Source organism: Sphingomonas sp. UYAg733 (assembly GCF_054057355.1).
On sequence record NZ_JBSRZE010000001.1, the window covers coordinates 474,410 to 500,229 of the forward strand.

Below are 25,820 nucleotides of genomic sequence, written 5' to 3' on the forward strand. Positions count from 1 at the left end.
CCGCGTCAAAGCGACACGGAGTCCGTTAGAATTTAGAGCCGATCGTCAGCCCAATTGTTCGCGGACGAATGACTGCAACGGCCGCTGCATCGTTGGGGAAGGCGCCGGGATAAAAACCAAACATCGAAGTGACACCGCGCTTGTTGGCAGCGTTCCGGACGAATGCCTCCAGCGAGAAACCGCCAAAATTAACGCCCGCGCGAAGGTCAATCGTCTCGTAACTGGGGGCCTCGCGCAGTCTGCCGGCGTCGTCGCGGATGGAAAAATCCGCGATTCGGTCGTCAACGAACCCCAACGATGCACCTAGAAATGCCGTGGCGTCCTTCCCGATCGACCAGTCATAGTCGCCCGAGATACTGAACGTCCATTTGGGAACGAAAGGTAGTGCATCACCGTCGAGGCCCCCCACGATAGGGTCGGTGTCGGCCGTTAGGCGGGCATCCGTATATGCTCCATTTATACCTACGTTCAGGCCCCGCGTCGGGCGCAGTGTCACATTAAACTCCACGCCTTTGCTGATCGCAGAACCGCCGTTTGCGTTGACACCGGTCTGATTGATCAGCGTGACGAGTTGAATGTCGGTCCAGTCGAGATAGAATGCAGATACATCCAAAGCTAACTGGCCCCCCATCCAGCTTCCCTTCAGACCTGCTTCGTAGCTGGTGACGCGGTCGGATTTGTAGGTCCGCGGCGTTCCGGCCGGCGCCTCGGGTGGCAGTACGTTCGGGCCGCCAGGGCGATAACCGGTCGAGACGCGCGCATAGGCGGATGTGTTCTTGCTCAACTCATAACGAGGCGCAAAAGAAAATGTGAACACGTTTTCTGATGACGGCGCCTGACCGATATTCTCTCTGATTCCGCCTAATGCAGTCTGGTCTCTAAGCTGACTCGCATTCTGTTCGTTTCTACTGTACCGCCCGCCGGCGGTGACATCGAATTTTGAAGTAACATGGAAAGTGGCGTTTCCGAACAGAGCATACTCCTTGAATACTGAGCGGAGATAAACTTCTATAAGTGTTGGAACGCCGGTTGCGATTGTCTCGGATCCCGGCGCAACCGCAAAGAAATTCTGTGGGTCGATTGCCGAACGCTCATGCGTGTAATAACCTCCTATGAGCCATTCCAAGACATCGCTGTCGGGAGAGGAAAGGCGTACTTCCTCGGTAAATTTCTTAGTACTGGTCGATTGCCGCAAGATCGCGCTTAGCGGTCTGGTGGCCGGATCGCCGAACAACTCTGTCGCGATCGGCCCGAGAAACAACGCGTAGTCTCGCTGCTGATCCGCCTTGAAGGTGCTAAAGCTCGTTGAGTTCGTCAGCGAGGCGAAGCCCAAATCCCACTCGGCGGTCATACCGTATACTCGGTATTTCGAGTCGGTGAATTCCGGGTGATATTGGGACAGTACGAGCCCGCCATAAAGAGGCTTGAGCGTCCTTGGATCGACTTCAAAATGATTCGAAGCATCGCTCTCTAGGTTTTGGAGGAGCGCATTGAAGCGTATCGACAAGGTGTCGCTCATCTCTGCCAGGGCGGAAAAGCGGCCGCCGTAGGAACGCACGGCGTTGATATTTTTGGCGATGCGCGAGCTAGGAATAATATTGATGTTTGGATCGGTCGCACTTGTGACCGGATTGTTACCGATGGAATCAATAAAGCCATCGTCAAACCGGTAGAAACCGCTCGCTCGGACAGCGACCCGGTCGCTGATTGGAATGTTGATCAGCGCTGCACCAGAGTAGCCGATATCGCCGCCTGAGACAGTCTCGATTCCCGCGCGCGCCTCGGCCTCGAACTTGCTCGTGTTGGGAGCCTCCGTCACAAACTTCAGAACACCGCCCAGTGAGCTGGCGCCATAGAGCGTTCCTTGAGGCCCTCGCAGCACTTCGATACGCTTTACATCGAACGTATCGAAGTCTCCGGCAAGGATCGCACCGTTTGCGAGCCCGCTGGATGACCCAAACGGAATCTCATCGACATAAACTGCGACAGTCGATGCGGCGCCGCCGGTATTGATGCCTCGCAACGTAAGCCGAGAAACGCCGGCAGTGCCGCTTTCGAGGCTAAGGCCGGGGACAAGGGCTATATAGTCTTCGAAGCTCGACGCCTGCCGACGCTCCAGTGTTTCACCGCCAATGACCGAGACTGACTGCGGAATATCCAGGATGGCCTCGGTGCGCTTTTGTGCCGTCACGACAATATCGGTGTCGGCGACTACGTCTTGACCAGTATTGCTCGCAGCATACGCTGCCGGCGCGAACATGATCGTGGCGATCAGCACCGCAGGACTTAAGCTCCCTCTGTATCCACGCATCAATCCATCTCCCTATAAGATCCTTTTTTGGACCGTTTTTATTTCCAGACGCTGCCGACGAGGCGGCGGAAATTACCTCCCAGCACGGCAACGATATTACTTTCGGAATAACCCCTGCGCAGCAGTGTAGCGGTTAGCTGGAAGACTTTGTCCGGCCGATCATAGCCATCTGTGTCCAGCTTTTCGCGGAACGCATACGACGCTTTATAGCTTGCCCGCAGTGCGGCGAGCTGGTCGGATGGCATATCGTCATATCCGTTTAGATCCGCATCAGATCCGATGCCGACATGATCGATTCCAACAAGCTTGACGACGTGATCGATGTGATCGACCACGTGCTCTACCGTGGTCGGCTCGCGATCCCGTACGAAGTTTCGCACGCCCGTGATCCCCATGACACCACCCTTTTTGGCTAACGCGATGATCGCATCGTCGGTCTTGAGGCGAGGGTGATTGTTGAGCGCCCGGCAGTTGGAATGGGTAATTGCAATCGGTTGGGTGGAAGCGGCGATCGCATCGAGTGTTGTGCGATCGCCGCAATGGGACACATCTACGAGCATGCCGGTTTTGTTCATTGCTCCGACGATCTCAGCACCATAATCCGTCAACCCACCATCGACGCGCTCGGTGCCCCCCGCCCCAAGCAGATTCTGTGCATTATAGGTGAGTTGCGCACAACGCAGGCCCAGCTTGTAGAAAAATGCAACATCGTCGGCGTCGGTGAATTGCTCTGCGTTCTGAAGTCCTGTGATGACCGCGATCCGGCCCGAGGCCTTAGCGCGATCGAGATCCGAAGCGCGATCGACTAGCGCGAACACATCTGGCTGCCGTCCGGCAAATCCTTGCCAAGCCGCGATAAACGCCAGCGCGTCCTCGCGCGCCGACGGCCCTCCTACGCCGATCGAATTATGAAAGGCCGAGATGCCGCTCGAGCGAAAGTCGGCCAGCTCTGACGGCGATAAAGTGTGAGCGTATGCATCGGGGGTGAAGTTGAGCTTTAGAGGCGCAAGCATATCGATAACCATTGCGCGCTCTACAAGTCGCCGCTCTTTGGCCGACACCGCTGACGACAAAGGCGAAGCGGAAGCGAGCGGCCCTGCCGACAAAGCAAAGGCAATGCCGCTGCCAGTAGCAATGATCTCGCGCCGGCTCATGCATTTGCTCTGAATCACACTCCGCTCCGCCTAGATTCTCATTTCATCCCATATGCATCCTGAGGAGAGAAATGTCAACGTATTTCTCTAGAACATCATAAAATCTCTTTTAGACCGATTGGAGATGGCTAAGTTGCCCTGCCGGGATGCGGCGGCGTGCCAGACGCTATTATTTGGCGGTCTGAACCAGAATATTTCCGGCCTTCATTACGAAAGCGACGCGTTCAAGCTCGCTCACGTCGGCGAGGGGATCGCCGGATACCGCGATTATGTCCGCCACCTTACCCGGCGCGATGCTGCCGATCTCGCCAGCCAGGCCATCATGGTCAGCGCCCCAAACGGTAGCGGTTCGTATCGCGTCGAGTGGCGAAAGACCGGCCCTGACCAGAAGGGCAAACTCACGGGCATTCGCGCCGTGACGGGAAACCCCTGAATCGGTGCCAAATGCGATGCGCACTCCGTTTGCTTGGGCGCGCCTCGCAGCGCCCATCATATCAGGGCCGACACGGCGCGCCTTCGTTCGCACCGCTTCCGACATCCAGGTTGCCTCAGTCGCTTCTTGAGTCACTGTTTCCCCGGCGAGCAGAGTAGGCACGAGATAAGTCTTTTGAGCGCGCATGAGTTTGATTGACGCTGCATCCAAGTATGTCCCGTGTTCGATAGAATCGACGCCCCCGCGCAGGGCGGCATTGACCCCATCCGTCCCGTGCGCGTGGGCGGCGACCCCGCGCTGCAACCCGTGCGCCGTTTCCACGATCGCTGCGATTTCAGCATCAGTCATTTGCTGGCCGAGCCCAGTAGCCGTATTCGACATGACCCCCCCCGTCGTGGCAATCTTGATGACATCAGCGCCGCGCTGCACCGCTTGACGCACCGCTCGCCGACACTCGTCGGCGCCAGAACAGAGCCCCTCAGGTGCCATCCATTTGAGGATATCGGGATGATAGCCATGGGCGTCTCCATGACCACCATGGGCGCCAACGATGCCCGCGGCCAAGATACGCGGTCCTGGAATTCGCCCAGCCGCGATCCCGTCGCGCAGGGCCCGTACCGCTTGCTCATCACCCCCAAGATCAACTATAGTTGTAAAACCCGCGCGCACAGTTCGAAGTGCGTAAGCCGCGCCGTCAATTGCGAGATCGGCCGACGTTTTCTTCACCGCATCAATCTCTGCCGATGGGCCGTTTTCGAACGTGATATGAACGTGGCTGTCGATCAGGCCGGGCAGGACGAAGGAATCGCTGAGATCGACAACACGTCCTGGACCATCCCCATAACCTGGTATGACCGAGACGATGCGACCGTTGTGGACGATGACGGTCTGGCGCAAAGTCACCCGGCCAGTTGCAGGATCTGCGAGAAGGCGGCCAGCATGAATACGAACCGTATCATCAAGATCAGCATTGCCGGGGCAGAGCAATGCCGCGAGCACGACAATTAGTGATTTTGCGCGGGCCATCGTCACTTTCCCGAACCCAGCGAAGTCAGGCTTTTGCTAAGATGTTCGGAACTGCCCCACACTGCCTCTGGGCAGTCAATAAAACCATCGTGATAGCTCACGCAGGGCTCACGGTCCCTTGCCATGTAAACCGGGCCATCAAGGTCAACGACGTCGCAATTTTGTCCCACAATGAACGCTGGTGCCATTGCCCAGCTGCTGCCGATCATGTTGCCAACCATCACGCCCAAGCCGAGGGCGCGCGCGCGCTGTTCCATGTCGAGGGCCTCGGTGAGGCCACCGCACTTGTCCAGCTTAATGTTGATTATATCGAACTTGCCAACGAGTGCGTCTATGTCGGTTAGTCCCTGAACACTTTCGTCGGCTGCGGTCGGAAATGGCAATTCGAGACCCTCCATATCGGCTTCTCGTCCAATAGCGAAAGGCTGTTCAAGCAGAGCTATGCGAGCATCGATCAGCGTCGGAAGCAGTTCATCAAGAGTCTTGGGCGTGAAGCCCTGATTGGCGTCCACTGCGATCCAAATACCAGGGAAAGCTGCACGGACTGCGCGCACACGCTCCGCATCGGTCGCGACGTCCTGTCCCGTTAGTTTTAGCTTCAATGCTCTGGCATCGCCGAATTTCAGCGCGGCCGAGACCATCCGCTCCGGCTCGTCAGCGCTCAGCGTAAAAGTCGTCAACAGCGGCTTCGTGCTCGAGAGGCCAGCGAGCTTCCAAACGGGAATGTTTTTCTGCCGTGCCTCAAGCTCCCAAAGCGCGCAGTCAATGGCATTTCTCGCGCCGCCGGGCACCATAACGCTGAGCAGTTCCCGGCGTGTGATGCCCTGCTCCAAGGCCGAGCGGTGAGCCTCGATTTCGGCGACCATCGTGGCGCAGGTTTGTGACCGATAATAAACGCCGGACGCTTCTCCGCGGCCGATGACGCCATTGCACGACAAGGTGGCAACAATGACCGGAGAATCATTAAAGATATAGCCAGAAATGTGAAAAGGCTCGGTAAACGGAAGTGTTTCAGTCGATACACTCAACGTGAGACGATCGAGTTTCATGTCATTCATGGCAGATCTCTTTTTGATAACGACCGTGGTGAAAGCGGGTCCCAGTCAGTAATTCGTGCTGAACGAAAGGAGCTTGAAGCACGTTGCAATCCAACCAATCGCAGCGATACTGAGGGTCAGGGCAAGGCTCCAGAACTTGTCCGGCCAGGCTGACGAGATCCGCCAGCTCGACCAAATGTAAGCGAGTGCGGTTGCCGCAGCGGCGGTCAGCGCCACCAGAAGTGTTAAGCTCAGCGCCCAGAGCCATGAGTCAAGTTCCGGGCTCATGAGGTTCAGATTACTCGCCATCTCAAGAACCGTCGCCCTCCAGGCTGCGAGCGAGAGTAAGACCGCGATCGCCCCCAGTCGGGCCCATAAGAGCGCCTGGCCAACATAGTGCGTGCGCGTAGATGCTTGTTTATAAAGACGCCGTTTCAACGCGCCGAGCGGCCATGCCAATATGACAAGCGCGAGCACACTGACGCTTGCCCACAATGTCGGCACCAGCCACGTTGCCGAGAGCCACCAGGGAATACGATCAAGCGCCATAATAGGAGCTATTTCGTCTGCAGAAATACGGATCACCTTGCCGTCGCGCACTTCGGCCGCGAGCCGCTGCGAGCCGGTCTCGTCCTCCCACAAATATGGCGCCGTTTCATGCCACTCCCGTGGATTGCCGGCTAAATCGTCGATCCCCGAAACGGACAGATGCCCATTGTCATCGGCTTGGACTATAGTTTGATTAAACAATCCGAGGATCGCCATGAAATTTGACTGAGCCCGGCGAGTGCTCTCATAACTGCCCGTTATTTGCGACACATGGAGTTTAGTAATGGCGGTATCGAGATTTCCACCTTTAAACGAATTACCCAGCCGGGGTGGGGCCAAGTCCATCCTGTTCGGATCAGTGGAATTTACTGGAAAGTAGCGATTTGCGAACTCTTCCAGCAGCGATGCTCGCAGCGAATATGCCGCGCTGTCCTTTCCGCTGCTGTTCATTGCCACAAAGATCCCGGTCCGCTCGTTAAGAAACAGGTTCATGTCGCTATGGAATTCTTGGGTGTCACCACTATGGGCGATGACCTGCCGTCCGTTGATATCACTTTCGTAAAAGCCAAGTCGCATCCGGCGCAACGGCCCGATCCCGGCCGCACGCCAATTGTGCATCATCGCAGCAGTTCGATCGCCAAACAGTTTGGAGGAATTTGCCTCCGTCCTCCCCAGGTGAGCCAGCATGAATTTCGCCATATCCGCAGCCGTCCCGCTCAGCCCCCCGGCGGGTGCGAGGGAGATAGATTCGAAAGGTTGCGGACCTTGCGAAGCGGCGAAATAGCCTTTGGACAGTTGGGAAGAGAAACGAGCAGGGACAGGCTGCTTGAAGGTTGAATGGTTCATATGCAGCGGGAGGAGAATCCGCCGTTCGACATACGCGTCGAACGGCATGCCCGATTGGCGCTCAACGATATAGCCGGCAAGCGCTGCGCCATAATTGGAATAAGCAGGCGTCGTCCCCGCTGCGAAAATGCGTTTCGGGATCCATCTTTTCAATACCAGGCCCAGCGGCTCCACGTCAGACCTATCGGTCCTGATCAGACCTTTATAGGCTTCCTCGAACCCTGAACGATGAGTCATCAATTGGCGGAGTGTGATGGGGCCGCCGGGTCGCGAGGGTATTTTGAAGTCGAGATAAACATTAACATCGCGATCGAGATCAACTGTGCCCTGATCGACCAGCTGCATCACCGCCGTCCAAGTGAAAAGTTTGGAAATAGAACCGACGCGAAACAAAGTCGTTTGAGCGACGACCGGCCTTCGGTCTTTCGCATCCGCATAGCCATAGCCCTTAATTAGCACGATCTGCCCGTCTCGGACGACAGCAACGGCGGCGCCTGCTATATCCCCTCGGGCCAGGGCGGATGGCAATAAGCCATCTAACCACGGCTCAAGATCAGATGGCGTTAGGACGTGACCGACTTTCGGAGACGGTGTGATATCCTTGGCGACTCGTGCGGGCGTGATTGAGATGACGTGGCCAAGGGCAACCCGCGATGCGGGAACTGGCGGTTGGGAGGCTGCGGCTAGGTACAGCAGAAGTATGAACAGGGAGGCAAAGATGAAAAATTTTTCGCGAATTCGTCGCTGGATGGTCACCCCATAGGAGCTCCAATCCGCCCTTCTGACCACCCCCGCCATCTCCGATCACCTTTTTCTCTATACAGGCATAATGCCATCCCCTCCAGAGAAATGTCAACTGATTGGCTACGACTTGAGCGATGAGTGTTAATGCGTTACCAATCTTTCTGTTCAGGCTCGCGGGCCTGATATATGATTTTCGGATATAAAATGACGCAAACAGACCGCAATCCCCGGCCAACTTTAGGCACCTTATTGAACAGCCTGAGATCGCGGCGTGGTTGGTCGCTGAAGCAGATGAGTGAAAAGGCAGGTATTCCGCTATCCACACTGTCAAAAGTCGAGCATGATCACCTCACGCTGTCGTACGACAAGATACAGCAGCTGGCGGGACGACTTGGCATAGCGATGTCAGAACTGTTTGTCGAACCTGAGGGGGCTGCTGAGTCGCTTGTCACCGCGCGCCGCAGCTTTGGTAGATTAGGCGATTCAGTTGAGATAAATACAAAGAATTACGACTATAACTATCTTTGCCCCGACATTAGACGGAAACTGATGATTCCGGTTATAACTAAGGTGAAAATGAGGACACTAGAGGAGTTTGGTGAACTCATTCGTCATCCCGGTGAGGAGTATATTTATATATTAGATGGATCAGTTGTTGTTTGCACCGAGTTTTACGGGCCTGCGACCCTTGGTCCTGGAGAATCCATTTACATCGATTCCAACATGGGACACGCCTATCTTCTAGGGCCGGATTGCACGGCTGCGACGCTTCTGGCCGTCTGCGCGAGCGTTAAAGAGGGGGTGATCGAAACACTGTTGCTGAATTCTAACGAAGAAAATGCTTTCGGAGCGTTGCCCGGGGTGGTGAGTTCCCTCTAGACTAGCACTACTTTGGCAGGTTGCTGGAACCAGCTGGAATCGTCGTTGATTCCTGTTTGTCAGTATAAGCTGACGGACTTACGACGATGGTGGTGGACGAGAGCTGGCGGACCGATCTTGAGCGATGGCTAGCTCCGTTTCTGGCGGGGCTGCTGCATCCGGCGCGGCGCAAGATGTGCCCGCAGTACATTGCCGGTCTGATCGGTCCCCGGCGACCGCAAGAGTGTGCAGCCGATGGCTGCGCGGGGCGGAGACGCCGGCTATGATCAGCTTTATCATTTCGTCGCAGCGGGGATATGGGACAGAACCGCGCTCGAAGAGGCGCTTCTAAACGAGGCAGACCGGCTGGTTGGTCGTGACGTGACCCCCTGATTTTCCTCCAGGTGGGATCCAGAGTCCGCCTTGAGAAGGGACGGACGATGAAGCGATCACGGTTTACAGAAGAGCAGATTATCGGGGTGCTGAGGGAGGCGGAGGCCGGCGCGAAGACGGCCGATCTGGCGCGCAAGCACGGGGTATCGGAGGCGACGCTATACAACTGGAAGGCCAGATATGGCGGCCTTGAGGTGTCGGAAGCCAGGCGGCTCCGGGCGCTGGAAGATGAGAACGCGAAGCTCAAGAGGCTGCTGGCGGATGCGATGCTGGACAATGCGGGTCTGAAGGATCTGCTGACAAAAAAATGGTGACGCCCGTCGCAAAGCGGGAAGCGATCGCACATCCTCGGGCGGTGTTCGGGATGAGCGAGCGGCGGGCGTGTGGGGTGATCGAGGCCGACCGGACGAGCGTGCGCTATCGGTCGCGCCGCGATGATGATGGCCCAGTTCGGGAGAAGCTGCGCGAGCTTGCACATCAACGCCGCCGGTTCGGCTACTGGATTTCCCATCTGAAGTGACGACAATCCGGATGATGGCCGAGCTCGCGACCCGATTCGATCGATTCGACGACGCGGAACGGCTTCTCCACCGCGCGCTCCAGATCGCTCCCGATTTCAACGGCGCGCGGGAGCTGCTCGCACGCAATCTTCAACGCTGCCACCGTGTCGAAGAAGCCTTAAACGAAGTGGAGACACTCCTCGCCGACGATCCCCGGAATCCGTCTCTGCAACTTCTAAAGGCCTCCCTGCTGATAAAAATGGGAGACCAGCAGGCGCACGCCTCCTCGACGAAACCGTACTTTCCGCCCACCCGCAGCAGGCGAAAACGTGGCTAATATATCACATAGTGAAGTCGAGGGCACGATGGAGTTGTCCGACATGGAGATCGCAGCGAAGCTTGAGCGTCGGGCAAATCAAAGCGGTCTTTCTTACACCCAGGTTCTCGCCAGGCTGTCGGCCGATGAGCGGGCTGAGCTGGGCCAGGATATCTTGATAGGACCAGAATCCACCGAAAGACGGATCGCCCGTATTTCATCGACAAGATGCCCAACAATTGGGTGCACGTCGGGCTAATCCGGGTGATCCTCCCCAACGCCCGCATAGTCGACACGGGGCGGCACCCCGCCGGCAATTGTCTCTCAATGTGGAAGCAGCATTTCGCACGAGGCCAAGGCTTCTCGTACGACCTCGGCGATTTGGCGCGATACTATCAGGACTATTCGACGTTCATGAGCCACTTTGAGCACATCATGCCAGGAATGATCCATCGCGTGATGTACGAGCGGGTAGTCGCCGATTGCGAGGCCGAGATACGGCAATTGTTCAAAGCTGTAGAACTGGCGCTCGAAGACGGCTGCCTATCTTCCTGGCAGAACGACCGCGCCGTCAGGACTCCGAGCTCAGAACGAGCTCGCCAACCGATTTTCTCCGATGCAGTCGACCATTGGCAGCGATTTATACCTTGGCTCGATCCGCTCCTAAATGAGCTCGATCCGGCCACCCGCGTGCATGAGGGCCACCACAGGGCGATCCGTCGGGCAGTAACGTGATCTGTAATGCGGCTGCAACCGCGGTGTGGGAAGCAAAGCCTCGGAGCGCGCGCATTAGCTCGCTTTTTAAGGTTCAGTCGGTCTAATCGCGCCTTTCGCTCGCAAGGTTCACTGTTAATCAGTTCCCGTGTTCAAGAATCGATGATGTTTCGAGCGCCGGGACGCGTCCCGTATAGGCGACGTACGGAAACCTCACGCGTCGCCAATCGGATCCGGTCGCGCGCTTCAGAAATCCTTCCCTATTGGCAAGCTGCGTGATCTCGCTGGCTAGCGCAACATCTTCGACAGAACGCCGCGTCTGCATTGACATCGATCGGGTGGTAAAGCGGCCATGGGTCCGCGATTGGCTTACATCGTCGCGCTCGACCTCACGGCCACCGATAAGTTCGGAAACGAGCTTCGCGGTTCCTCCATCCTCGCTGACGCCGGCACGCAGCAACAATAGGTTTCCGCAATTCTCGATGATGGTCTGGGCGGCCTCGCCATAGACCTGCTTGACCTGGGAGAACGACTGGAAGCCGATTGCGACGCAGCCGCCAAATTTCCGCAGGCGGGCCTGCGCATCCTTGAGGCCCTCGATCCGTCCGAGCGCATCAAGCTCATCGACGTGAAACCAGATGCGGCGGTCCTGGCTCGGCTCAAGCGAGAGGGTCTCTAGGATAGCGATATTCATCCAGCAGGAGATGAGACCTTTAAGCGCGGCCACCTGGTTGGCGGCATAAGGCAGCCAGAGGGAGCCCGCGCCTTGCCGGATCCATCGTCGAATTGAGAACGGTTCACCCCGGACAGCGGCGATGTGCCGTAAGTGTCCGACTGCCGGCGCAAGCGTGCCGAGAATGCTAGCGAGCATCCGCTCCCCTCCCTCTTCGAAATACCGCGCGGCGGGCGTCCCGGCACATAGCTGTTTGAGTTCGCCGATCTTCCCGCTGGCGAGCATCGTCACGAAATCCTCGGACGTTCCCAGCTGTAGCGTGACGAAGTTTTCCAAGGCTCCGGCAAGGAGTTGCTGAGCGTAGGTGATCCACTGATCATGGTCCCCAACACCGAAATGCGGCAGCAGCGATTGCGCGACGAAGGCATAGTCGCTTGGCCGCTCAATCTCGGCGAGCAGATCCCACCGCGCGCAGCGTCGGTCGAACGGGTTGAGGATGATGTCGCCTGGGCTGAAGAACGCCGTCATCGACGCGCCATCGGGGTCGGCAACGACTTGGCGGTCGCCACGCCGGACCGCATCGGCCATCAGGGCGCGGAGCGCGGTGGATTTTCCCGAACCGGTCGCACCGATCGCCGCGACATGCATTGCCTCATCCTCGCGGCTGAGTGGCACGCCAGCGAGCGCAATACCGTGGAGAAGCCGCGCGCGCAGTCGACCCACGCGCCCGCCAGCGGCAAGGCGCAACCGCGTACCGCGCAGATGCTTGACTTTGCGCGGCAGCGCAGCGAGGCGCGCGCCGATGGCGCCGCCGAGAAAGGCGAAGGTCGCAGGCATCACCACCGCCAGCGGCCAGCTATCACCACGGAAGCTGCCGTAGAGCATGTAGCCTAGGATGGCGCCGCAAAACCAGCCGAGCGGTCCATGCAGCAACGGCCAGGCAGTGCGGCGATCGCCGCCTTGAACGATGCTCACGGCAATGACACCCGGGAAAACTGCAGCTGCAAACCAGAGATGATAGTGATGGACGGCGAGCCAGGCCCAACGCTGCTCAAGCCAAGGCTCGAGGATTTGGCGATGCGCCCAATGTTCGCGGACAAGGTCGGTAAAGGCGAAGCGGTCCTCGGCCGGAATAAGGCCGCGCACCAGCGGCCAGCACGCCCAGATGGATGCCATAGCGGCGAGAAAGGCGATTTGCTGCACGACAGGCTCCGGCCCGCGCCCGCCGGCCGCGCCGCCGTTTCCGGGAGCGTTCATCAGCATTCCGCCCCATTGTCGCGGCCACGGCCGCGACCGAGGCCTTGCACCGCATCGGCCGCGCGCGAGATGGCGTCGCGCACGGCCTCTGCCGTCGGACGTGGCGCCGCCACACGAGCGGCCACCATCGCCCGCAGCCGGCTCGCGCGATCACTCTGCGCGGTTGGCGTCTGGGTGCCCGCGTTGTTCGCGCCAGGAGGGCTGGCGCTGGCGGAGCGAGAGGGTTGTGGCGGCGCCGCTCCCTTGTCGCGATAGTCGAGCGCCATATCCTTGGGTCGCTCGCGTCCGAGCGTCTGGCGGAGCGCCTTTTCGTCAGCGAAATCGTCGCGGCCATAATGGAGCGCGGTGCCGTGACGGTGCCGGCTCAGAGCGACATAGCTCGCATGGGCGTCCAGGCCGGGCGTCGCGAGCACATGTGTCCGATCGACCGTCATGCCCTGGGTCTTGTGGACCGTTGCGGCATAACCGTGATCGACATGCGCGTACCTCTTGAGATCGACATCGATCCGCCGCCCGTCATCCAGGCGCACGGCGAGGCGATCGGGCGCGGCTTTCTCCACCGTGCCGAGCGTCCCGTTCTTCACACCAAGATCGCGCTCGTTCTTGAGGAACAGGATCCGATCTTGATCAGCGAATTCCCGAATGCCTCGCTCGGTTCGGACGGCGACACTTTCGCCAAGCGCTCCCTGCTCCGCGAGCCTCGCGCGTGCTGCATCGTTCAACATGGCGACTTCCTTGTTCATGTGGGTGAGAATGATGCGCGAGGAACCGGGTTCGGCGCGGCGTTCCGCGTCCCAGCGATCGATCAGGGCAGCTCGCGCGCCATCACGACTCTCGGCGGCGTGGACCATGCCCGCGCGGGAATAGGCAACGATGGCGTCCCCGGTGCGGCCGTTGGCGAAGTCACGGGTGGCGTCGCGCATCCACGCCACCGCCTGCCGGCGCACTTCTCCGATTTCGGCGGCACCATGGCGCTCCGCAAGCAGCCGGAACGCGGCACCGGCCTCGATTGCCTGGAGCTGCTGGACGTCGCCAACCATCACGACTTTCGCGCCCACGCCCGAGGCCTCAGCGAGCACGCGCTGAAGCTGGTGCGTACCGACCATCGCCGCCTCGTCGATCACCAGCACGTCGCGATCGGTGAGGCGGTCATAGCCACGCGACCAGGCATGTTCGAAGCTGGCGATCGTGCGCGACGAAATCCCCGAGCCGCCTTCGAGATTTTCAGCCGCAATGCCCGACAGCGCGGTGCCGCGCACGGTGAAGCCCGCGGCCTCCCAAGTTTCGCGCGCGACGCCCAGCATCGCCGATTTGCCGGATCCGGCGAAGCCGACCACGAGGCTGAGCCCCGGCCGCTTGACGACATGATCGAGCGCACCACGCTGATCGGCGCCCAGTTTCAGTCCGCGCCGCTCGCCTGACGCGATCGCACGCTCGACATCGGCCTTACCGACGGCGTGCGCGTTCGCGGCAAGGGTTGCTGCATGGCGCGCAAGAGCCTCTTCGGCAGACAGCATCGATGTGGTTGTGAAGCGCTCCTGGCCGCGTCCGTCGCGTCCGAGTGCAAGGATGCTGTCAGACGCGCGCATCGCGGCCAGCACGGCGTCGAACTGCTCCTGCCCATCGGAATGGCGGTGCGCGAACATCGCCAGGTCGCGCAGCGCGAAGGTTGCTTGGGTGCGCGTTAGTGCTTCGAGGCCGACTTCCGGCTTGGCAAGAATGACTGCGCCATTGCCGCGCGCGATCGCGCAATGATCGTCCGCACGCTCCGCATCCTCGCCCTTCGCCTCACGTCGCGCGCCGGCGGCGCCTATCTTGTGCTGCGGCTCGAGATCTATGCCCTGATGCTCGTAACTGCGATGGTCGATGCGTGCGTCGATACCGAGGGCGGCGCAGCGCGCATTGACGTGATCGGCCCAAGCTGTTCGCCAATGCTGGAGAAGTGCGGTCGCATTCCATTCGCGGACCTTGGCTCCGAACCCCTCGCCGTCGATCTCGCGCAGGGTGAGCATGACATGCGCGTGCGGTTTGGCTTCACAATCAGCGCCAACGTCCCAATGCACGTTCAGATCGGCGACCATGCCCCGCGCGACAAATTCGCGCTGAACGAAATCGCGGGCGAGCGCGATGCCCTGCTCCCTCGTCATCTCGCGCGGGATCGCGAATTCAACCTCGCGCGCGAGCTGTGCGTCCTTGCGCTTCTCGGTCGCCTCGATCTCATTCCAAAGGGTTTCGCGGTCGCGAAGACGATCTGGCGCGCCCTCCGGAAGCATCACCTCGGAATGGATGACGCCAGTCTTGCTTGTGAAATCGTGATGTCGTCCGAGCCGCTCATCTTCGAGCCGCGAGGCCGACCGATAGGCGGCGGCCGCAACCGCGCTCCTGCCGGTTCCGCGCCCGATGACTTTGGCCGAGAAGTGATAGATCGCCATGACGGCAACCCATCTACGCCTGATCCCGCGACGTCGGTACGACGTATAAGCGCGCTCTCATACGCTAGAGCGCTCCTGAGAGATTTCAGCCGTTGAACCAGGGATTAGACGGCCCAATTCACCTGCATCGAGACGCTAGATGGAGATGCAGGATGCGTAAGGTCAGGGATTTTGATGCCGAACTGAAGGCGCTGAACGATCGCGCCAAATTGCTCAAGCAACGCAAGGTCCAGCAATTCGGCGAGCTGATCGAGGCGACTGGTGCCGATGCGCTTGAGCCCGATCTGCTTGCCGGCGCTCTCCTGGCGGCGGTTGCGGAAAAGGACAAGGCCACCACGTCGGCATGGAGTCGCCAGGGCGCCCAGTTCTTTCGCGACACAAGCCGGCGTTCCTCGCGCCGCGCTGCTAGCACTGGTGAAGGCGGCAAGGCGACTGACGCAGGCTCGCAATCGGTTTGATGCGGCAAGATCCCGGTCGGACACGAGAGCTTGGGTAGTGGCACGACGCGAACGCACGCGGCATCTGATCGAACTGGGCGGTCTCGTGCAGAAAGCCGGGCTGGTCGGCATCGCCGACGACGACCGCGCCTTGCTGTACGGGGCGTTTCTCGCACTGGCGCTGCAGATGCAGGGCGAGGATGCGGCCCAGGTCAAGCTGCTCTTCCGGCGTCGCGGCGCTCGCGCCTTTGCGACGGAAGCGGAAGAAGCCGACGCCGCCCGCGCGCAAGGCAGAAGCCCGAGAACTCCGAACAAAGATGCCAGGCCAAAGGGCGAAACATAGCGTCTGTCTCAAACCTCCAGAACGGCGGCTATTCGGATTGAATCATGGCCGACCGCGAAGCGACCTGCGCGTGGAAATCATTCGTCGCGCAGATGCGGCAATGCAGCTTCGACCGCCGCTTTCGCTGCGGGAAAATAGCTCTGCCACATCGGCTTGCCTTCGAACCTTGTGTTCTCCGGATTGCCGTCGGAGCGACAAAGCGCACGGGCGGCCGCTTCAATGGCTTTCTCGATGTTCAACATGATCGGTCCTCCATCAAATTGGCCGGAGCTGAGACGCCAGGGAGCATAATTCAAAGTCGGCGCGAGGATACCCATTCCCGGTCATATGCGCCACGTCATGGACGAACGTCGGTTGCGTTGCCGCCGTCGGAAACACGGGAAAAGGGGAAGAGCGAGTTGCGGGGCCGCATCTCCACATTCCCGGCGGGCGGAATCGGCGTTGTCGGGGGCAACGCCGCGCCCTCGAACGTCGGACGGGTCATGAACAGGCGCGCCTCCCGCCAGCGCGGCGCCAGAGCAACCGTCGGCGGACTCTCGGCATTTCGGCCGAGACGCGCGGTGTAGGCGATCGTTTCCGCCGGCAGAGGCACGCCGCCCTGCACATAGCGCTGATAGCGGCCCGGACCGGCATTGTAGGCGGCAAGCGCACCCGGCCATCCATACCGCGCGGCAAGCTCGGCGAGATACATGGCGCCGCCGATCATGTTCATCCGTGCATCGAACGGATTGGCACCAAGATTGTAGCGTGCGGTCAGATAGGCCCATGTCGCCGGCATGATCTGCATACAGCCGATCGCACCTTTGGCAGAGACAATCCGCGACTTGCCGCCCGACTCTGCGAGCATTACGCGCACCACCACATCCTCGGAAAGACCCGAGCGCCGCGCCGCTTCTGGCACATGCACGGCGCAACGGTTGGGGATAGCCGGCGCTGTTCGAGCGCTGGCCGATGGCGAAGCCGAGGCCGCGATCGCGACGACGGCGAGCGTGCTGATCCACCGCCTCATCATGACCAGGTCCACAACGGGGTCGCACGACCGATCACTTGCGCGCGATCGACGGGACCGAAATAGCGGCTGTCGAACGACGCGCGCAGCGCCGGCGCGATCAGCACGAGCTCGTTGCGGGCCACACGCTGGCAACCTGACCAACGCGGCAGCGGACGACCGAAGCGGTCGCGCGGCAGCGCGGTCGCAACGGCCCGTCCGTCGATCGTGACACGCATATTTGTGCGGCAGAAGGTTGCGCCGGGGAGAGCCGCGACTGGCTTCACCAGCAGCGCGTTCGCCTCGACATAGCGGCGCTGCGCCATAAAGCGGGTCAGTGCAGGCGACGGTCGCACCGCGACCAGATCGCCGACGCGCAGGGTCGCGTTGGGCTCGATCGAATAGAGACCGAGCGGCACGCTCGCCGAGGCATTCCAGACAAGGCGCAGTTGCGGACGGTGCAGGGCCGGAAGGAGAAGCGCTGCGAGGGCAGCGCCTGCCCCCGCGAGCAGGCCTAAGCGAGACCGATGGCGATGCAAACCGGTGGCCGTCGCAGCGGCGCTGGCGGCGTGCTGGTCAAGTGCGCCAGCCATCACCGGTGCTCCGCCGTGTCGCCGGGACGGCGCATGGCTGGCAGCACGGTTCCGTTATTGGGATCGGAGGTGGACGCGCAGGCACCACGATCGCACCAGGCGCGCAGGTCTTCGATCGTGTAGACGACGCGGCCGCCGATTTTCCGGTAAGCGGGACCGGTGCCGTAGGTACGATGCTTCTCGAGTGTCCGCGCCGATAGACCGACATAATGGGCGGCCTCTTTCGTGCGCAGATAGCGCGTATCCTTGATGATATCGGGCATGTTGGACTCCGTCGATGTTGGCGCTGCGGGGCGGTGCGGGCAGCGCCTCGCGAGCCCGGCGATCATCGGCGTTGAACGGCGTCCACGGGTGGCCGGAAAGCGGGGGTACGCGATCCGACCACATGGGGTTGATGATGGTGTCTATGCTTTGAGACGTGCTCCGAGCAGTCGCCTATATCCTCCCGCCGCCAACGCGGCCGCCGCGTCAGCGAGGCGGCGCAGATCCGAGCGCTCGGAACTCAGCCGCCAGTCGTCAGGCAGCGGATCGAGCAGGTGGCCGGCAATGTCGCGTAGCGACGCACCGTCGCGCTGGAAGTCGTGAATGCAAAGCATCGCTGCCTGCCGATGTGCATAGGGGTTTGGTGGGGCGTGCAACGGCGCGCCAAGCCCGACCGCGCGGCGGAAGGTCTCGGCCGCACGGATCCGGTCGCTGTGGTGTCGGTCAGGATGGAGATAGAGCCCGAACGGCTTGCCCGGCACCGGCTCGAGGTCGGCAGGAATCCAAAGCGGCAATTCCGGGGCGCTATGCCTTCGGATCAGCAACGATATCCCGCCGGGTGCGGCAATGCGAACGACGCGGTCACCCCAGGCGGACGGCCGGAAATACAAATCGCCTATCGTTCGCGCCCAAGGGACCGGTCGTATGACCGTCAACGCAGTCGTATCGACCGACGGCAGCCAGGCGACCGGCGGCGCGTCGGTCGCCGGCGTGTCGGGATCGACTGCGAAAGGTGAGGCCCCAGAGGGACCACCTCCGCGTCAATGGATGCTGCGGGAGATCGATCATAGTACGCGCCGAACGCCGGATGGCGTTTTGGGCGAGCTCGGAACTGCGACGAGCGGCAGCACCGGCCGACGCCCAGATCGCGCGGAAGTCCGGATTGCGGCGGACCCATTCCCATGCAAAGCCGCGCGCATTCAACGTCAGCAGCGCCCGATAAGCCTCGGGCAGGCGCATTCTCTGATAACCTGGCATCGCGTTACTCCCGGATGCCCCCTGCAAGGTCGAATTATGTTGCGAACGATTCGCGATGCAAGGCCGCTCGCGCTTATCGCCGGATAAGCATGAGTTATCTCAAGTAGTTAATATTACGACCAAAATGGATCAAACGAAAGCCCCGCCCGGTCGTTCCGGGCGGGGCTTGATCGGTTGGGCTCAGTCGCCGTTGCGGCGGGTCGGGCGCGACCAGATCAGGTTGTAGGTCTCGCCGTCCTCGTCGTCGAACAGGTTGGCGTAGATCGGAGCGGTAAAGCTCGGATCGTCGAGCTTGAGGCCGAGATATGCGCGGCCTTCGTTGGATTCCTTGGTCCAGGCAGCGCCGATTTCAGCCCGGCCGACGAAGACCCTGTGCGAGGGCGCATTGTCGTTGGCGCGGTTGCTGTCGGGAACGACGCGGACGCCCTTGGCCTGGACGCCGAGGGTGACGATGTCGCCGACGAACTCGTTGTTGGCGGTCTTCTTGAAGGTGCCGATGGTAGCCATGTTAAGTCTCCATTTGATCCACGAGCCCGTGCCCATCACGGCCTCGATGGCGTTGAAGGTGACCGGGGCTGCCGCGGCTGCAGTCGAAGACCCGCAAGCGCAGCTGGAGGACGGCGGCGGGGCGCTTTTTTGTCCCCGCGAGGAATGACGGCGAAGCCGGCAGGGGAAAAAAGTGACCCAAAGCCATTGCGGCCCCGAGCGGCAGAGGCGAAGCCGGTTTCGGTCATCAAGCCATTTCGAGAGGCCTTTGGGCACGGGCCCGGATCTGCCGGAAGGAGACGTGGCCCCAGCATCACCGCCCGTCCAGAAGCCCGACGCCGAGAGCGTGCTGCCGGATAGATCCACCTGCAAACCGGCGGGCGTCCGTTCGGACTCGATCCCCGCTCCACCAACGGAAACCCCGTAGCCGGAGGGATTCAGGCCGCGCGGAGTCGCGCCCCTGGATCCTTGTCCGACGATCACCGCAGCATAGCGGACCGCCGGCTCGCCATCTGCATGGCGGAACCATCGAGCCCCTTGTGTTCAGCTGCGGACAGCGACCCGGCTGATCCCATCGCCCCTCTCGGGCAATGGCACTCATGGACCTACAAAAAGCCCCGCCCGGAATGACCGGGCGGGGCGATGTGGCGAGAAATGACGTCGATATTGCTGCGGATTAGGCGACTGGTCCGGCGAGTCTGTGGGCGGCAACAGCGCCGCTCAAGCCACCCGCGACGAGCGCAACGGCGAAGCCTGCAAGCGACGCGAAAGCGCTCGCGACCGAGAAGCCGGCAATCGCAGCGGGGATCGCGAAAACGGCGATCAGCACCCCGCGTGCTGGACGGCTGGAAAGCGAGACGGCCGCGAAACGACCGAGCGCGATAATGCCCATGAACGCGGCGACGCCGATGATAATCGCGGGCAACGGAGCGATGCCAAGCGCAGCACTGCCGAAGCCGGCCGCAAGGCCGGCGCCGATCGGCAGCGCCAGTGTCGCGCTGGCGAACAGCGCGTAAATCAGAAAACCGACACCGATCAACGTCAGTGGAAACAGGATAGGCATGGCGTCACGTCCTTTCTTCAAAGGGTTGGACGCGCATCCACCAGCCACCACAGCGCGTACAAGATATAGCAGAAAATGCCCGGCGACGAAACCGTCGTCGGGTTCGGTTCGGCGCTCGACTGCAACGATCAGTTTGAGAAAACATCATATTCTCGAACAACATGGTCGGCGTCGCCGTCGTAATCGTCGCTCGGCATCGCGTTGTAGCCGTCGTCGGTCTCGATCAGGATGATGATGACCTTGAGGGTGCAGGCCAGGTTCCAGGCGTAGCGTTGTGCGGTTTCGAGTGACATGTCCGGTTCCTGTCGTTTCCGGAGCGGAGCCTCTCCCCGCTCGACAGGCGCCGACGCATCCGGCGTCCGGCCGCGATTACCGCGTCGGGAGGCGCAGCCGAGTAGCGGCCGCATGCAAGGCATAGCGGACCCTTTATGGGTTGAACGTGGAAGGCCGGAGGTCGGAAAGGACTAGCGCCTCCAAGAGCGGGGAGAGGTTCCGCGGGCGGCCACAGGGACAATGGCGGTTGAAACCGTGGGGATGTGGGCTTGGCGATTTCGGGCACCTAGAACACGTCCAGATGGTTCCGTCGGTAAGGTGTCTGCACTGCTGGTCGGTGCGGTCTTGCCTGATCGTAATGCGCTACGTTCCGATCCGCTCTTTCCCGCCCGGCCGCGATTTGCTTCTATGATCGGCTTGGGAGGTTGAGCGCGCGCATGGATCGAGTCGAAGCGTTGATTACCAGGCTCGCCCCCGTGCCGATTTGCGACGAGTGCATCGTCGAACGCCTGCATCTGGCAGCGCTTCATCAGGCAAGCCAGCGCACCCGTGAACTCGCTGGCCAGCGTGGTTATGAGCGCGCGACCGCCGAATGCGCCACCTGTGGCCAGCCAAAATCCGTGATCCGGCGACGCCCCAGATGAAAGCACGAGGCGGCAATTGGACATGCAATGCGCGCATGGCGGCCCTCATTCGAAACGCCATACGGGGATGCCCATTTTGCGCGCCTTGTCGGCGAGGTTGGCGTTGATGCCGGTGCCCGGAAACGCAAGGACGCCAACGGGCATTTCGGCGAGCAGCTTGTCATTGCGCTTGAATGGAGCAGCCTTGTGATGCCGGGTCCAGTCGGGCTTGAACCCGATCGGAATGACATTGTGGTTCCGTGCCCAACAGACGGCGATATGTTCGACACCGGTCGGCGTAGCCCCGTGAAGGAGGACCATGTCGGGATATTTCGCGTGGGTCTTGTCGAGCGCATCCCAGATGCGGCGATGATCCTGATAGTCTGCGCCGCCGGTGATCGCGATCAGGGTGCCCTGCGGGATGAGCAATACATTCTCTGCGCGCTTGCGCGCGGTGATGAAGTCACGGCTGTCGATCATGGTAGCGGTCAGCGCCTTGCGATTGACCAGCGATCCGTTGCGGGGGCTCCAGGCGTGCCGGGTATGAATGCGGAACTGGTCGGCGCAGGCTTCGCGGAAGAATTCCATCGTGTCGCGGCGTTCGATCATCGTCGTGCCTTCGCGTAAGTGCCGCTCGAGTTCGACGGATTTGACCTCGCTGCCATCCTGCTCGCGCTGGCTGCGCTTCTGCGCCTGCTCATTGTCGTCAAGTTCGCGCTCAATGCGTTCGGCGGCGCGGTGGAAGACATTGGTGATGCCCCAGAGCAAATCTTCGAGGTCGGGTTCGATCCGCGTGTCCTGCAGGGTCGCCACCACTGCGTCGAAGATGTCGGCGACGGCGCCGGCGGCCATGCGGTCATCGGGTAATGGCCTTGCGTCGGGTTCATCGTCGAACGGACGGTAGCCAAAGAGCGCCAGTTCATGGAGAACCGCAGCGGTGCCAGAGGGCTGATGCTCAGGTTCGGGATCAAGGTGCTGGTAGTCGGTCATGATGCCTGCCTTTCGGTACGGCCGCGCCCTTCGCGGCCTTCGCAGGCGACGAAAGACAGCAAGCGGACCGGGCTTGCACCGCTTGCGGCCGCAGCGCAGCGGAGGACGGCGGGCAAGGCTTTCTTGCCTCGCGAGGAATGGCGGCGCAGCCGCCAGGGGAAGAAAGTTGCCGACCGCCGTTGCGGGTCCGGGCCGCTTGCTGTCCCGACCGCCCTCTAGAAGGCCGGGGCGCGACTGCGCCGATCACTGCGGCAACAACGGCGGCAGTTCTTCCCTCGACATCTGCTCAATCGCCAGAGCACGTCAGCAATCGAGCGGCAGAAAGGCCCTGATGTCGTCGGAATGAAGCTGCGCTTGAAGATTTGCCCGAAGGCAATCGGCACCGAGCTGATGCAGATCCTCGTTGAAATCACCCATGAGCGGCGACAGCGGCTTGATCTCGATCCCGGCTGCCATGGCGCGCCCGGACAATGTCGCCCACGCCGCGTTGCCTGCCGGGTCATCATCACGAGCGACATAGAGCCGGAGAAGTTCTGCCGGAAAGATAATGGCGGCGAGATGCGGCGCCGACAGACCGGCGATCATCGCCATCGAGGTCATGACGGTGCGTAGTGACAGCATCGTCTCGATCCCTTCGCCGGCGGCCATGATCGGACCATTGCCGCCAAATCGAACACCGAACCCGAGCAGGTCGCCCATGGCTCGCCGGGGCGTGGCAATGTCGGCCTTGTCACGCGTCGCAGCATCAAGCCAGGTGCGATGCACGCCCGTGATGGTGCCGTCATTATCGGTAACGGCCGCGATCAGAGCTGGAAATGCTTGCGGCGTGCCGGGACCATCATCGTCCGAAGCGCGATACCAACAGCGTGGATGATAGCGCAGCCAGCGTTCGGACTGGAGGGCGGAGATGCTGCGATCCCGCAGATATGCTTCGGCCAAGGTGCTCCGAATGGGCTTCGATCCCGCAAACAGGCGGCGTGCGGCTTTGCGCGAACCAGCGGGCGGGCGCGGTTCGTCGGAATCGAATATGGGCGCCGGCCGTGGAATGGAGAGAAATCGCCGGGCTTCGTCAAGCGTGTCGCGGAGCATGCGGTGGCCGCAGTTCAAACCGATCAGATCGAGAAGATCACCATGTTCGCCGGTGGCGGCATCGGTCCATTTGCCAGCGGCACCCTTGCCGTGTTCGCCGCCCTTCAGTCGGACATAGAGGCTGCGCCCGGTCGATCCGAGCGCATCACCGACGATCCAGTAACGGCCCTCGCGCCGACCTGCGGCGAGATAATGACGGCACACGGCCTCCGCATTGCGTGCAAGCGTGCGCGACAATTCAGCTGCAACTCCGGACATAGACGCCTCGTGCAAAAAGAAAGGGGCCCGCGGCGTGCGGACCCCTTCAGGAGATGCCGATCTTATTCGGCGGCGATCGCCATCTCATCGGCGTCATCGTCATCTTGCAGCGGCTCGCTGTCGATGGCCGCTTCGCCGTCGATTGCGGCCGATTGCCCGACGCTCTCGGCGATGGGCGGCGCGGGCGTGCGCAGCGGTTCTGCAAGCCAAGAGCTGCCGGCGAGCAGGTCCTCGGCTTCGCGGACCATCTCGGGCTTCTTCAGACCTTCGATCCGGCCTGCCGTCTCGGTGCCCTTTGCTTCCTCGACGGCCAACAGAATGCGGGCCTTGGTCACTCGACCGAGATAATTGTCGGTCGTTGCAGTCCAACCGGCGGCAACCATGTCGAGATTCGCAGCGCGGGCGATGACATGGCTGTGCTCGATGCGGCCGGAAACGACATGCGCGGAGACGCGGCCCTGATTGTAGCGGTTGGCCGGTTCCCACACCGCGTTCACGCCGAACGATACGCAGTGCGCAAACAATGCGGCTTGATCATCGGCGTCGAGGCCAATCAGCATGTCCCACAGCGTTTCGGGCCGGTCGGGCAAGCGCTGTTCCCATGCATCGTGACGCCCCGCGATCGACTGGGCCGAGGCGCTATCATTGAGCCCAGGCGCGTGGACACCCAAGCTGCCGCCACGCACCGACACTTCCATGCAGGATTCCACCGACGCGTAGCGGTAGAAGGTGGTGAGCACGAGCGCGTGGAGAACGGCCGCAAAGGCGACCGTGGGACTGTTCGCGACCGCGTCACGCAGCGCGAGCGTGCGATGCGTGGTGAGCTCGGTCACGAGCCGGTCGGGCAACGGGCGAAGCATATCGTCCTGTTCGTCGCCGTCATCGTCGTCCTCACTGCCCGGGGCGCCGCCGATGCTGACGATCGCGGACGGCTGCTCGCCATCGATCTCGTCGGCATCGCGCTCGTCGACGATCTCGCCGTCTTCATGATCGACGATGCCGGGTTCCGCGGCGGGCTCGTCCTCGGGGCGGACATAACCGCGCTCGATGTAGAGCGACCCGTCGACGTCGATGCTGACGAAGACGCCGGCGCGGCCCAGGTCGGCAGGATCGTAAACGAACCGCGGTGCTACGATCGCGGCGATCTCCTCATCGATCGCGGTCACGCGCGCCTCGATCGCCTCGGGGACATCGCCGGCACCGGCCCACTCGTTTTCGAGCGCTTCGGCTTCCTCGCGGAGGGTGACAAGGCGGGCTTCGTCCTCATCGCGGATCGCGGCTTGCTCGCCGTCGATCTCGCGCAATTCGTGGTCATAGCCGTACGGAAAATCGACCGCGACCGCGACCCACTTCCAGCCTTCCTCGCCGATGCGGGCGCCTTCCGACTGCAGCTTCTCGGCGACCATGCGGTCGAGCAGTCCGATATCCTGCAACCAACCGCCATCGTCATCTTCGAACAGATCCCGCAGCACATAGCCGCCCGCTGCGACATAGGCATCGAGCCCCACGAAACGGACGCGCTTGTCGGTTGCGCGAACGGCATTTTCAGTGAGCCGGGAGCGGATGATGTAGGGCTGCTTGTTGTGGCCGCCGCTCAGCAGTTCCCAGACCTGCTCCTGCCGCTCGTGGTCGTCGGACACCGAGAAGGCCATCAACTGATCGAGGCTCATGCCGTCGCCGGCATAGACCTCGTGCAACCTGGGCGAGACGGAGGCGAGGCGCAGCCGCTGCTTCACCACCGCCGGTGTCACCATGAAGGTAGCGGCAACGGTTTCGACGTCGGTCCCGCCCAGCACGAGCTGGTGCATGGCCCGGAACTGATCGAGCGGATGAAGCGCCTCGCGATGCGTATTTTCGGCAAGCGAGTCCTCCTCCGCCGAGATCTCGGCATCGTCGCGGACGATGCAGGGGACCGTTTGGACGCGTGTGATCCGCTTGGCCTTGACCAGTTGTTGAAGGGCACGGAAGCGGCGACCGCCGGCCGGTACTTCGAACTTGCCGGTCTCGGCGCCCTCGGCGTCGCGTTGCGGGCGGACGCTGAGGCTTTGCAGCAGACCGCGGCGCGCAATGTCCGCAGCGAGCGTGTCGATCGAAACGCCGGCTTTCACGCGCCGGACATTGGCCTGGCTCAGAACGAGCTGATTGAAGGGGATGTCGCGCGAGGCATTGAGCGCGATCTTAACATGCTTGGTCAT

The 25,820-nt window shown here is 61.3% G+C and carries 23 protein-coding genes and 3 pseudogenes; 7 read left to right on the plus strand and 19 right to left on the minus strand.

Annotated elements, in window-relative coordinates:
* Positions 1-25: 25 nt before the first annotated feature.
* The 5 genes from ACVWZA_RS02470 to ACVWZA_RS02490 form a co-directional block, all read right to left on the minus strand.
* Positions 26-2,311: a TonB-dependent receptor gene (locus ACVWZA_RS02470; RefSeq protein WP_457309558.1), complete on the minus strand. Its 2,286-nt coding sequence runs from the start codon at positions 2,309-2,311 to the stop codon at positions 26-28.
* A gap of 38 nt (positions 2,312-2,349) precedes the next feature.
* The gene (locus ACVWZA_RS02475) at positions 2,350-3,465 is read right to left on the minus strand and encodes a dipeptidase (RefSeq protein WP_457309559.1); all 1,116 of its coding nucleotides are present in this window, start codon (positions 3,463-3,465) and stop codon (positions 2,350-2,352) included.
* 169 nt (positions 3,466-3,634) lie between these two features.
* Positions 3,635-4,924, minus strand: a complete 1,290-nt coding sequence (locus tag ACVWZA_RS02480) for an amidohydrolase family protein (protein ID WP_457309560.1) — start codon at positions 4,922-4,924, stop codon at positions 3,635-3,637.
* A 2-nt stretch (positions 4,925-4,926) separates the two neighbouring features.
* Complete coding sequence (locus tag ACVWZA_RS02485) at positions 4,927-5,982, minus strand: dipeptide epimerase (protein WP_457309561.1); 1,056 nt, start codon at positions 5,980-5,982, stop codon at positions 4,927-4,929.
* 45 nt (positions 5,983-6,027) lie between these two features.
* Positions 6,028-8,154, minus strand: coding sequence for a serine hydrolase domain-containing protein (locus ACVWZA_RS02490; protein ID WP_457309562.1), 2,127 nt, complete (start codon positions 8,152-8,154; stop codon positions 6,028-6,030).
* A gap of 150 nt (positions 8,155-8,304) precedes the next feature.
* Here ACVWZA_RS02490 and ACVWZA_RS02495 point away from each other — a divergent pair, with 150 nt between their 5' ends.
* The 5 genes and pseudogenes from ACVWZA_RS02495 to ACVWZA_RS02515 form a co-directional block, all read left to right on the plus strand.
* Positions 8,305-8,979, plus strand: coding sequence for a helix-turn-helix domain-containing protein (locus ACVWZA_RS02495; RefSeq protein ID WP_457309563.1), 675 nt, complete (start codon positions 8,305-8,307; stop codon positions 8,977-8,979).
* 86 nt (positions 8,980-9,065) lie between these two features.
* Positions 9,066-9,333: pseudogene (locus ACVWZA_RS02500) on the plus strand (transposase); the annotation flags it as partial.
* 65 nt (positions 9,334-9,398) lie between these two features.
* Positions 9,399-9,865: pseudogene (locus ACVWZA_RS02505) on the plus strand (transposase); the annotation flags it as partial.
* Between the two features lie 17 nt (positions 9,866-9,882).
* Positions 9,883-10,188: a tetratricopeptide repeat protein gene (locus tag ACVWZA_RS02510; RefSeq protein WP_457309564.1), complete on the plus strand. Its 306-nt coding sequence runs from the start codon at positions 9,883-9,885 to the stop codon at positions 10,186-10,188.
* Between the two features lie 165 nt (positions 10,189-10,353).
* Positions 10,354-10,902 (plus strand): annotated as a pseudogene (locus tag ACVWZA_RS02515) (sulfotransferase family protein); the annotation flags it as partial.
* Between the two features lie 118 nt (positions 10,903-11,020).
* Here the strand turns inward: ACVWZA_RS02515 and ACVWZA_RS02520 are convergent.
* Together ACVWZA_RS02520 and traA are read right to left on the minus strand one after the other, a co-directional pair.
* Positions 11,021-12,811: a type IV secretion system DNA-binding domain-containing protein gene (locus ACVWZA_RS02520; RefSeq protein WP_457309565.1), complete on the minus strand. Its 1,791-nt coding sequence runs from the start codon at positions 12,809-12,811 to the stop codon at positions 11,021-11,023.
* Entirely contained in the window at positions 12,811-15,243 is a 2,433-nt protein-coding gene (gene traA, locus ACVWZA_RS02525; RefSeq protein WP_457309566.1) for a Ti-type conjugative transfer relaxase TraA, read from the minus strand. The genes ACVWZA_RS02520 and traA overlap by 1 nt, the downstream gene beginning before the upstream one ends.
* 152 nt (positions 15,244-15,395) lie before the next feature.
* Here traA and traD point away from each other — a divergent pair, with 152 nt between their 5' ends.
* Together traD and ACVWZA_RS02535 are read left to right on the plus strand one after the other, a co-directional pair.
* Entirely contained in the window at positions 15,396-15,701 is a 306-nt protein-coding gene (gene traD / locus ACVWZA_RS02530) for a conjugal transfer protein TraD (RefSeq protein WP_457309567.1), read from the plus strand.
* A gap of 37 nt (positions 15,702-15,738) precedes the next feature.
* Positions 15,739-16,023, plus strand: a complete 285-nt coding sequence (locus tag ACVWZA_RS02535) for a conjugal transfer protein TraD (protein ID WP_457309568.1) — start codon at positions 15,739-15,741, stop codon at positions 16,021-16,023.
* Positions 16,024-16,100: 77 nt separating this feature from the next.
* Here the strand turns inward: ACVWZA_RS02535 and ACVWZA_RS02540 are convergent, their stop codons facing one another.
* From ACVWZA_RS02540 to ACVWZA_RS02595, 12 genes are all read right to left on the minus strand, one after another.
* On the minus strand, positions 16,101-16,265 hold the full coding sequence (locus ACVWZA_RS02540) for a hypothetical protein (RefSeq protein ID WP_457309569.1): 165 nt from the start codon (positions 16,263-16,265) through the stop codon (positions 16,101-16,103).
* Between the two features lie 95 nt (positions 16,266-16,360).
* The gene (locus tag ACVWZA_RS02545; RefSeq protein ID WP_457309570.1) at positions 16,361-17,035 is read right to left on the minus strand and encodes a lytic transglycosylase domain-containing protein; all 675 of its coding nucleotides are present in this window, start codon (positions 17,033-17,035) and stop codon (positions 16,361-16,363) included.
* The gene (locus tag ACVWZA_RS02550; RefSeq protein WP_457309571.1) at positions 17,032-17,604 is read right to left on the minus strand and encodes a S26 family signal peptidase; all 573 of its coding nucleotides are present in this window, start codon (positions 17,602-17,604) and stop codon (positions 17,032-17,034) included. The genes ACVWZA_RS02545 and ACVWZA_RS02550 overlap by 4 nt, the downstream gene beginning before the upstream one ends.
* Positions 17,604-17,867 (minus strand): helix-turn-helix transcriptional regulator, encoded by a 264-nt coding sequence (locus tag ACVWZA_RS02555; RefSeq protein ID WP_457309572.1) that lies wholly within the window; start codon positions 17,865-17,867, stop codon positions 17,604-17,606. Before ACVWZA_RS02555 ends, ACVWZA_RS02550 begins: the two co-directional genes overlap by 1 nt.
* Positions 17,868-18,008: 141 nt before the next feature.
* Entirely contained in the window at positions 18,009-18,380 is a 372-nt protein-coding gene (locus ACVWZA_RS02560) for a DNA -binding domain-containing protein (RefSeq protein WP_457309573.1), read from the minus strand.
* A 67-nt stretch (positions 18,381-18,447) separates the two neighbouring features.
* Complete coding sequence (locus ACVWZA_RS02565) at positions 18,448-18,843, minus strand: transcriptional regulator domain-containing protein (protein WP_457309574.1); 396 nt, start codon at positions 18,841-18,843, stop codon at positions 18,448-18,450.
* Between the two features lie 180 nt (positions 18,844-19,023).
* A complete protein-coding gene (locus ACVWZA_RS02570; protein ID WP_294042622.1) occupies positions 19,024-19,350 on the minus strand; it encodes a DUF736 domain-containing protein in 327 nt (108 codons plus the stop codon).
* Positions 19,351-20,005: 655 nt separating this feature from the next.
* The gene (locus ACVWZA_RS02575; RefSeq protein ID WP_457309576.1) at positions 20,006-20,392 is read right to left on the minus strand and encodes a hypothetical protein; all 387 of its coding nucleotides are present in this window, start codon (positions 20,390-20,392) and stop codon (positions 20,006-20,008) included.
* Positions 20,393-20,520: 128 nt separating this feature from the next.
* A complete protein-coding gene (locus ACVWZA_RS02580) occupies positions 20,521-20,685 on the minus strand; it encodes a hypothetical protein (RefSeq protein ID WP_457309577.1) in 165 nt (54 codons plus the stop codon).
* Between the two features lie 669 nt (positions 20,686-21,354).
* A complete protein-coding gene (locus tag ACVWZA_RS02585; protein ID WP_457309578.1) occupies positions 21,355-22,278 on the minus strand; it encodes a DUF2493 domain-containing protein in 924 nt (307 codons plus the stop codon).
* A gap of 303 nt (positions 22,279-22,581) precedes the next feature.
* Positions 22,582-23,625: a DUF7146 domain-containing protein gene (locus ACVWZA_RS02590; RefSeq protein ID WP_457309579.1), complete on the minus strand. Its 1,044-nt coding sequence runs from the start codon at positions 23,623-23,625 to the stop codon at positions 22,582-22,584.
* 62 nt (positions 23,626-23,687) lie between these two features.
* Positions 23,688-25,820: a ParB/RepB/Spo0J family partition protein gene (locus ACVWZA_RS02595; RefSeq protein WP_457309580.1), complete on the minus strand. Its 2,133-nt coding sequence runs from the start codon at positions 25,818-25,820 to the stop codon at positions 23,688-23,690.

Bases quoted from the DNA above. Each gene is read 5' to 3' on its own strand.
- ACVWZA_RS02490 (WP_457309562.1), bottom strand. From the start codon at position 8,154: ATGGCGGGGGTGGTCAGAAGGGCGGATTGGAGCTCCTATGGGGTGACC.
- ACVWZA_RS02480 (WP_457309560.1), bottom strand. From the start codon at position 4,924: ATGGCCCGCGCAAAATCACTAATTGTCGTGCTCGCGGCATTGCTCTGC.
- ACVWZA_RS02510 (WP_457309564.1), top strand. From the start codon at position 9,883: ATGATGGCCGAGCTCGCGACCCGATTCGATCGATTCGACGACGCGGAA.
- traA (WP_457309566.1), bottom strand. From the start codon at position 15,243: ATGGCGATCTATCACTTCTCGGCCAAAGTCATCGGGCGCGGAACCGGC.
- ACVWZA_RS02485 (WP_457309561.1), bottom strand. From the start codon at position 5,982: ATGAATGACATGAAACTCGATCGTCTCACGTTGAGTGTATCGACTGAA.
- ACVWZA_RS02595 (WP_457309580.1), bottom strand. From the start codon at position 25,820: ATGACCAAGCATGTTAAGATCGCGCTCAATGCCTCGCGCGACATCCCC.
- ACVWZA_RS02585 (WP_457309578.1), bottom strand. From the start codon at position 22,278: ATGACCGACTACCAGCACCTTGATCCCGAACCTGAGCATCAGCCCTCT.
- ACVWZA_RS02540 (WP_457309569.1), bottom strand. From the start codon at position 16,265: ATGTTGAACATCGAGAAAGCCATTGAAGCGGCCGCCCGTGCGCTTTGT.
- ACVWZA_RS02565 (WP_457309574.1), bottom strand. From the start codon at position 18,843: ATGCCAGGTTATCAGAGAATGCGCCTGCCCGAGGCTTATCGGGCGCTG.
- ACVWZA_RS02545 (WP_457309570.1), bottom strand. From the start codon at position 17,035: ATGATGAGGCGGTGGATCAGCACGCTCGCCGTCGTCGCGATCGCGGCC.
- ACVWZA_RS02470 (WP_457309558.1), bottom strand. From the start codon at position 2,311: ATGCGTGGATACAGAGGGAGCTTAAGTCCTGCGGTGCTGATCGCCACG.
- ACVWZA_RS02575 (WP_457309576.1), bottom strand. From the start codon at position 20,392: ATGCCTATCCTGTTTCCACTGACGTTGATCGGTGTCGGTTTTCTGATT.
- ACVWZA_RS02550 (WP_457309571.1), bottom strand. From the start codon at position 17,604: ATGGCTGGCGCACTTGACCAGCACGCCGCCAGCGCCGCTGCGACGGCC.
- ACVWZA_RS02520 (WP_457309565.1), bottom strand. From the start codon at position 12,811: ATGAACGCTCCCGGAAACGGCGGCGCGGCCGGCGGGCGCGGGCCGGAG.
- ACVWZA_RS02555 (WP_457309572.1), bottom strand. From the start codon at position 17,867: ATGCCCGATATCATCAAGGATACGCGCTATCTGCGCACGAAAGAGGCC.
- ACVWZA_RS02570 (WP_294042622.1), bottom strand. From the start codon at position 19,350: ATGGCTACCATCGGCACCTTCAAGAAGACCGCCAACAACGAGTTCGTC.
- ACVWZA_RS02475 (WP_457309559.1), bottom strand. From the start codon at position 3,465: ATGAGCCGGCGCGAGATCATTGCTACTGGCAGCGGCATTGCCTTTGCT.
- traD (WP_457309567.1), top strand. From the start codon at position 15,396: ATGCGTAAGGTCAGGGATTTTGATGCCGAACTGAAGGCGCTGAACGAT.
- ACVWZA_RS02580 (WP_457309577.1), bottom strand. From the start codon at position 20,685: ATGTCACTCGAAACCGCACAACGCTACGCCTGGAACCTGGCCTGCACC.
- ACVWZA_RS02495 (WP_457309563.1), top strand. From the start codon at position 8,305: ATGACGCAAACAGACCGCAATCCCCGGCCAACTTTAGGCACCTTATTG.
- ACVWZA_RS02590 (WP_457309579.1), bottom strand. From the start codon at position 23,625: ATGTCCGGAGTTGCAGCTGAATTGTCGCGCACGCTTGCACGCAATGCG.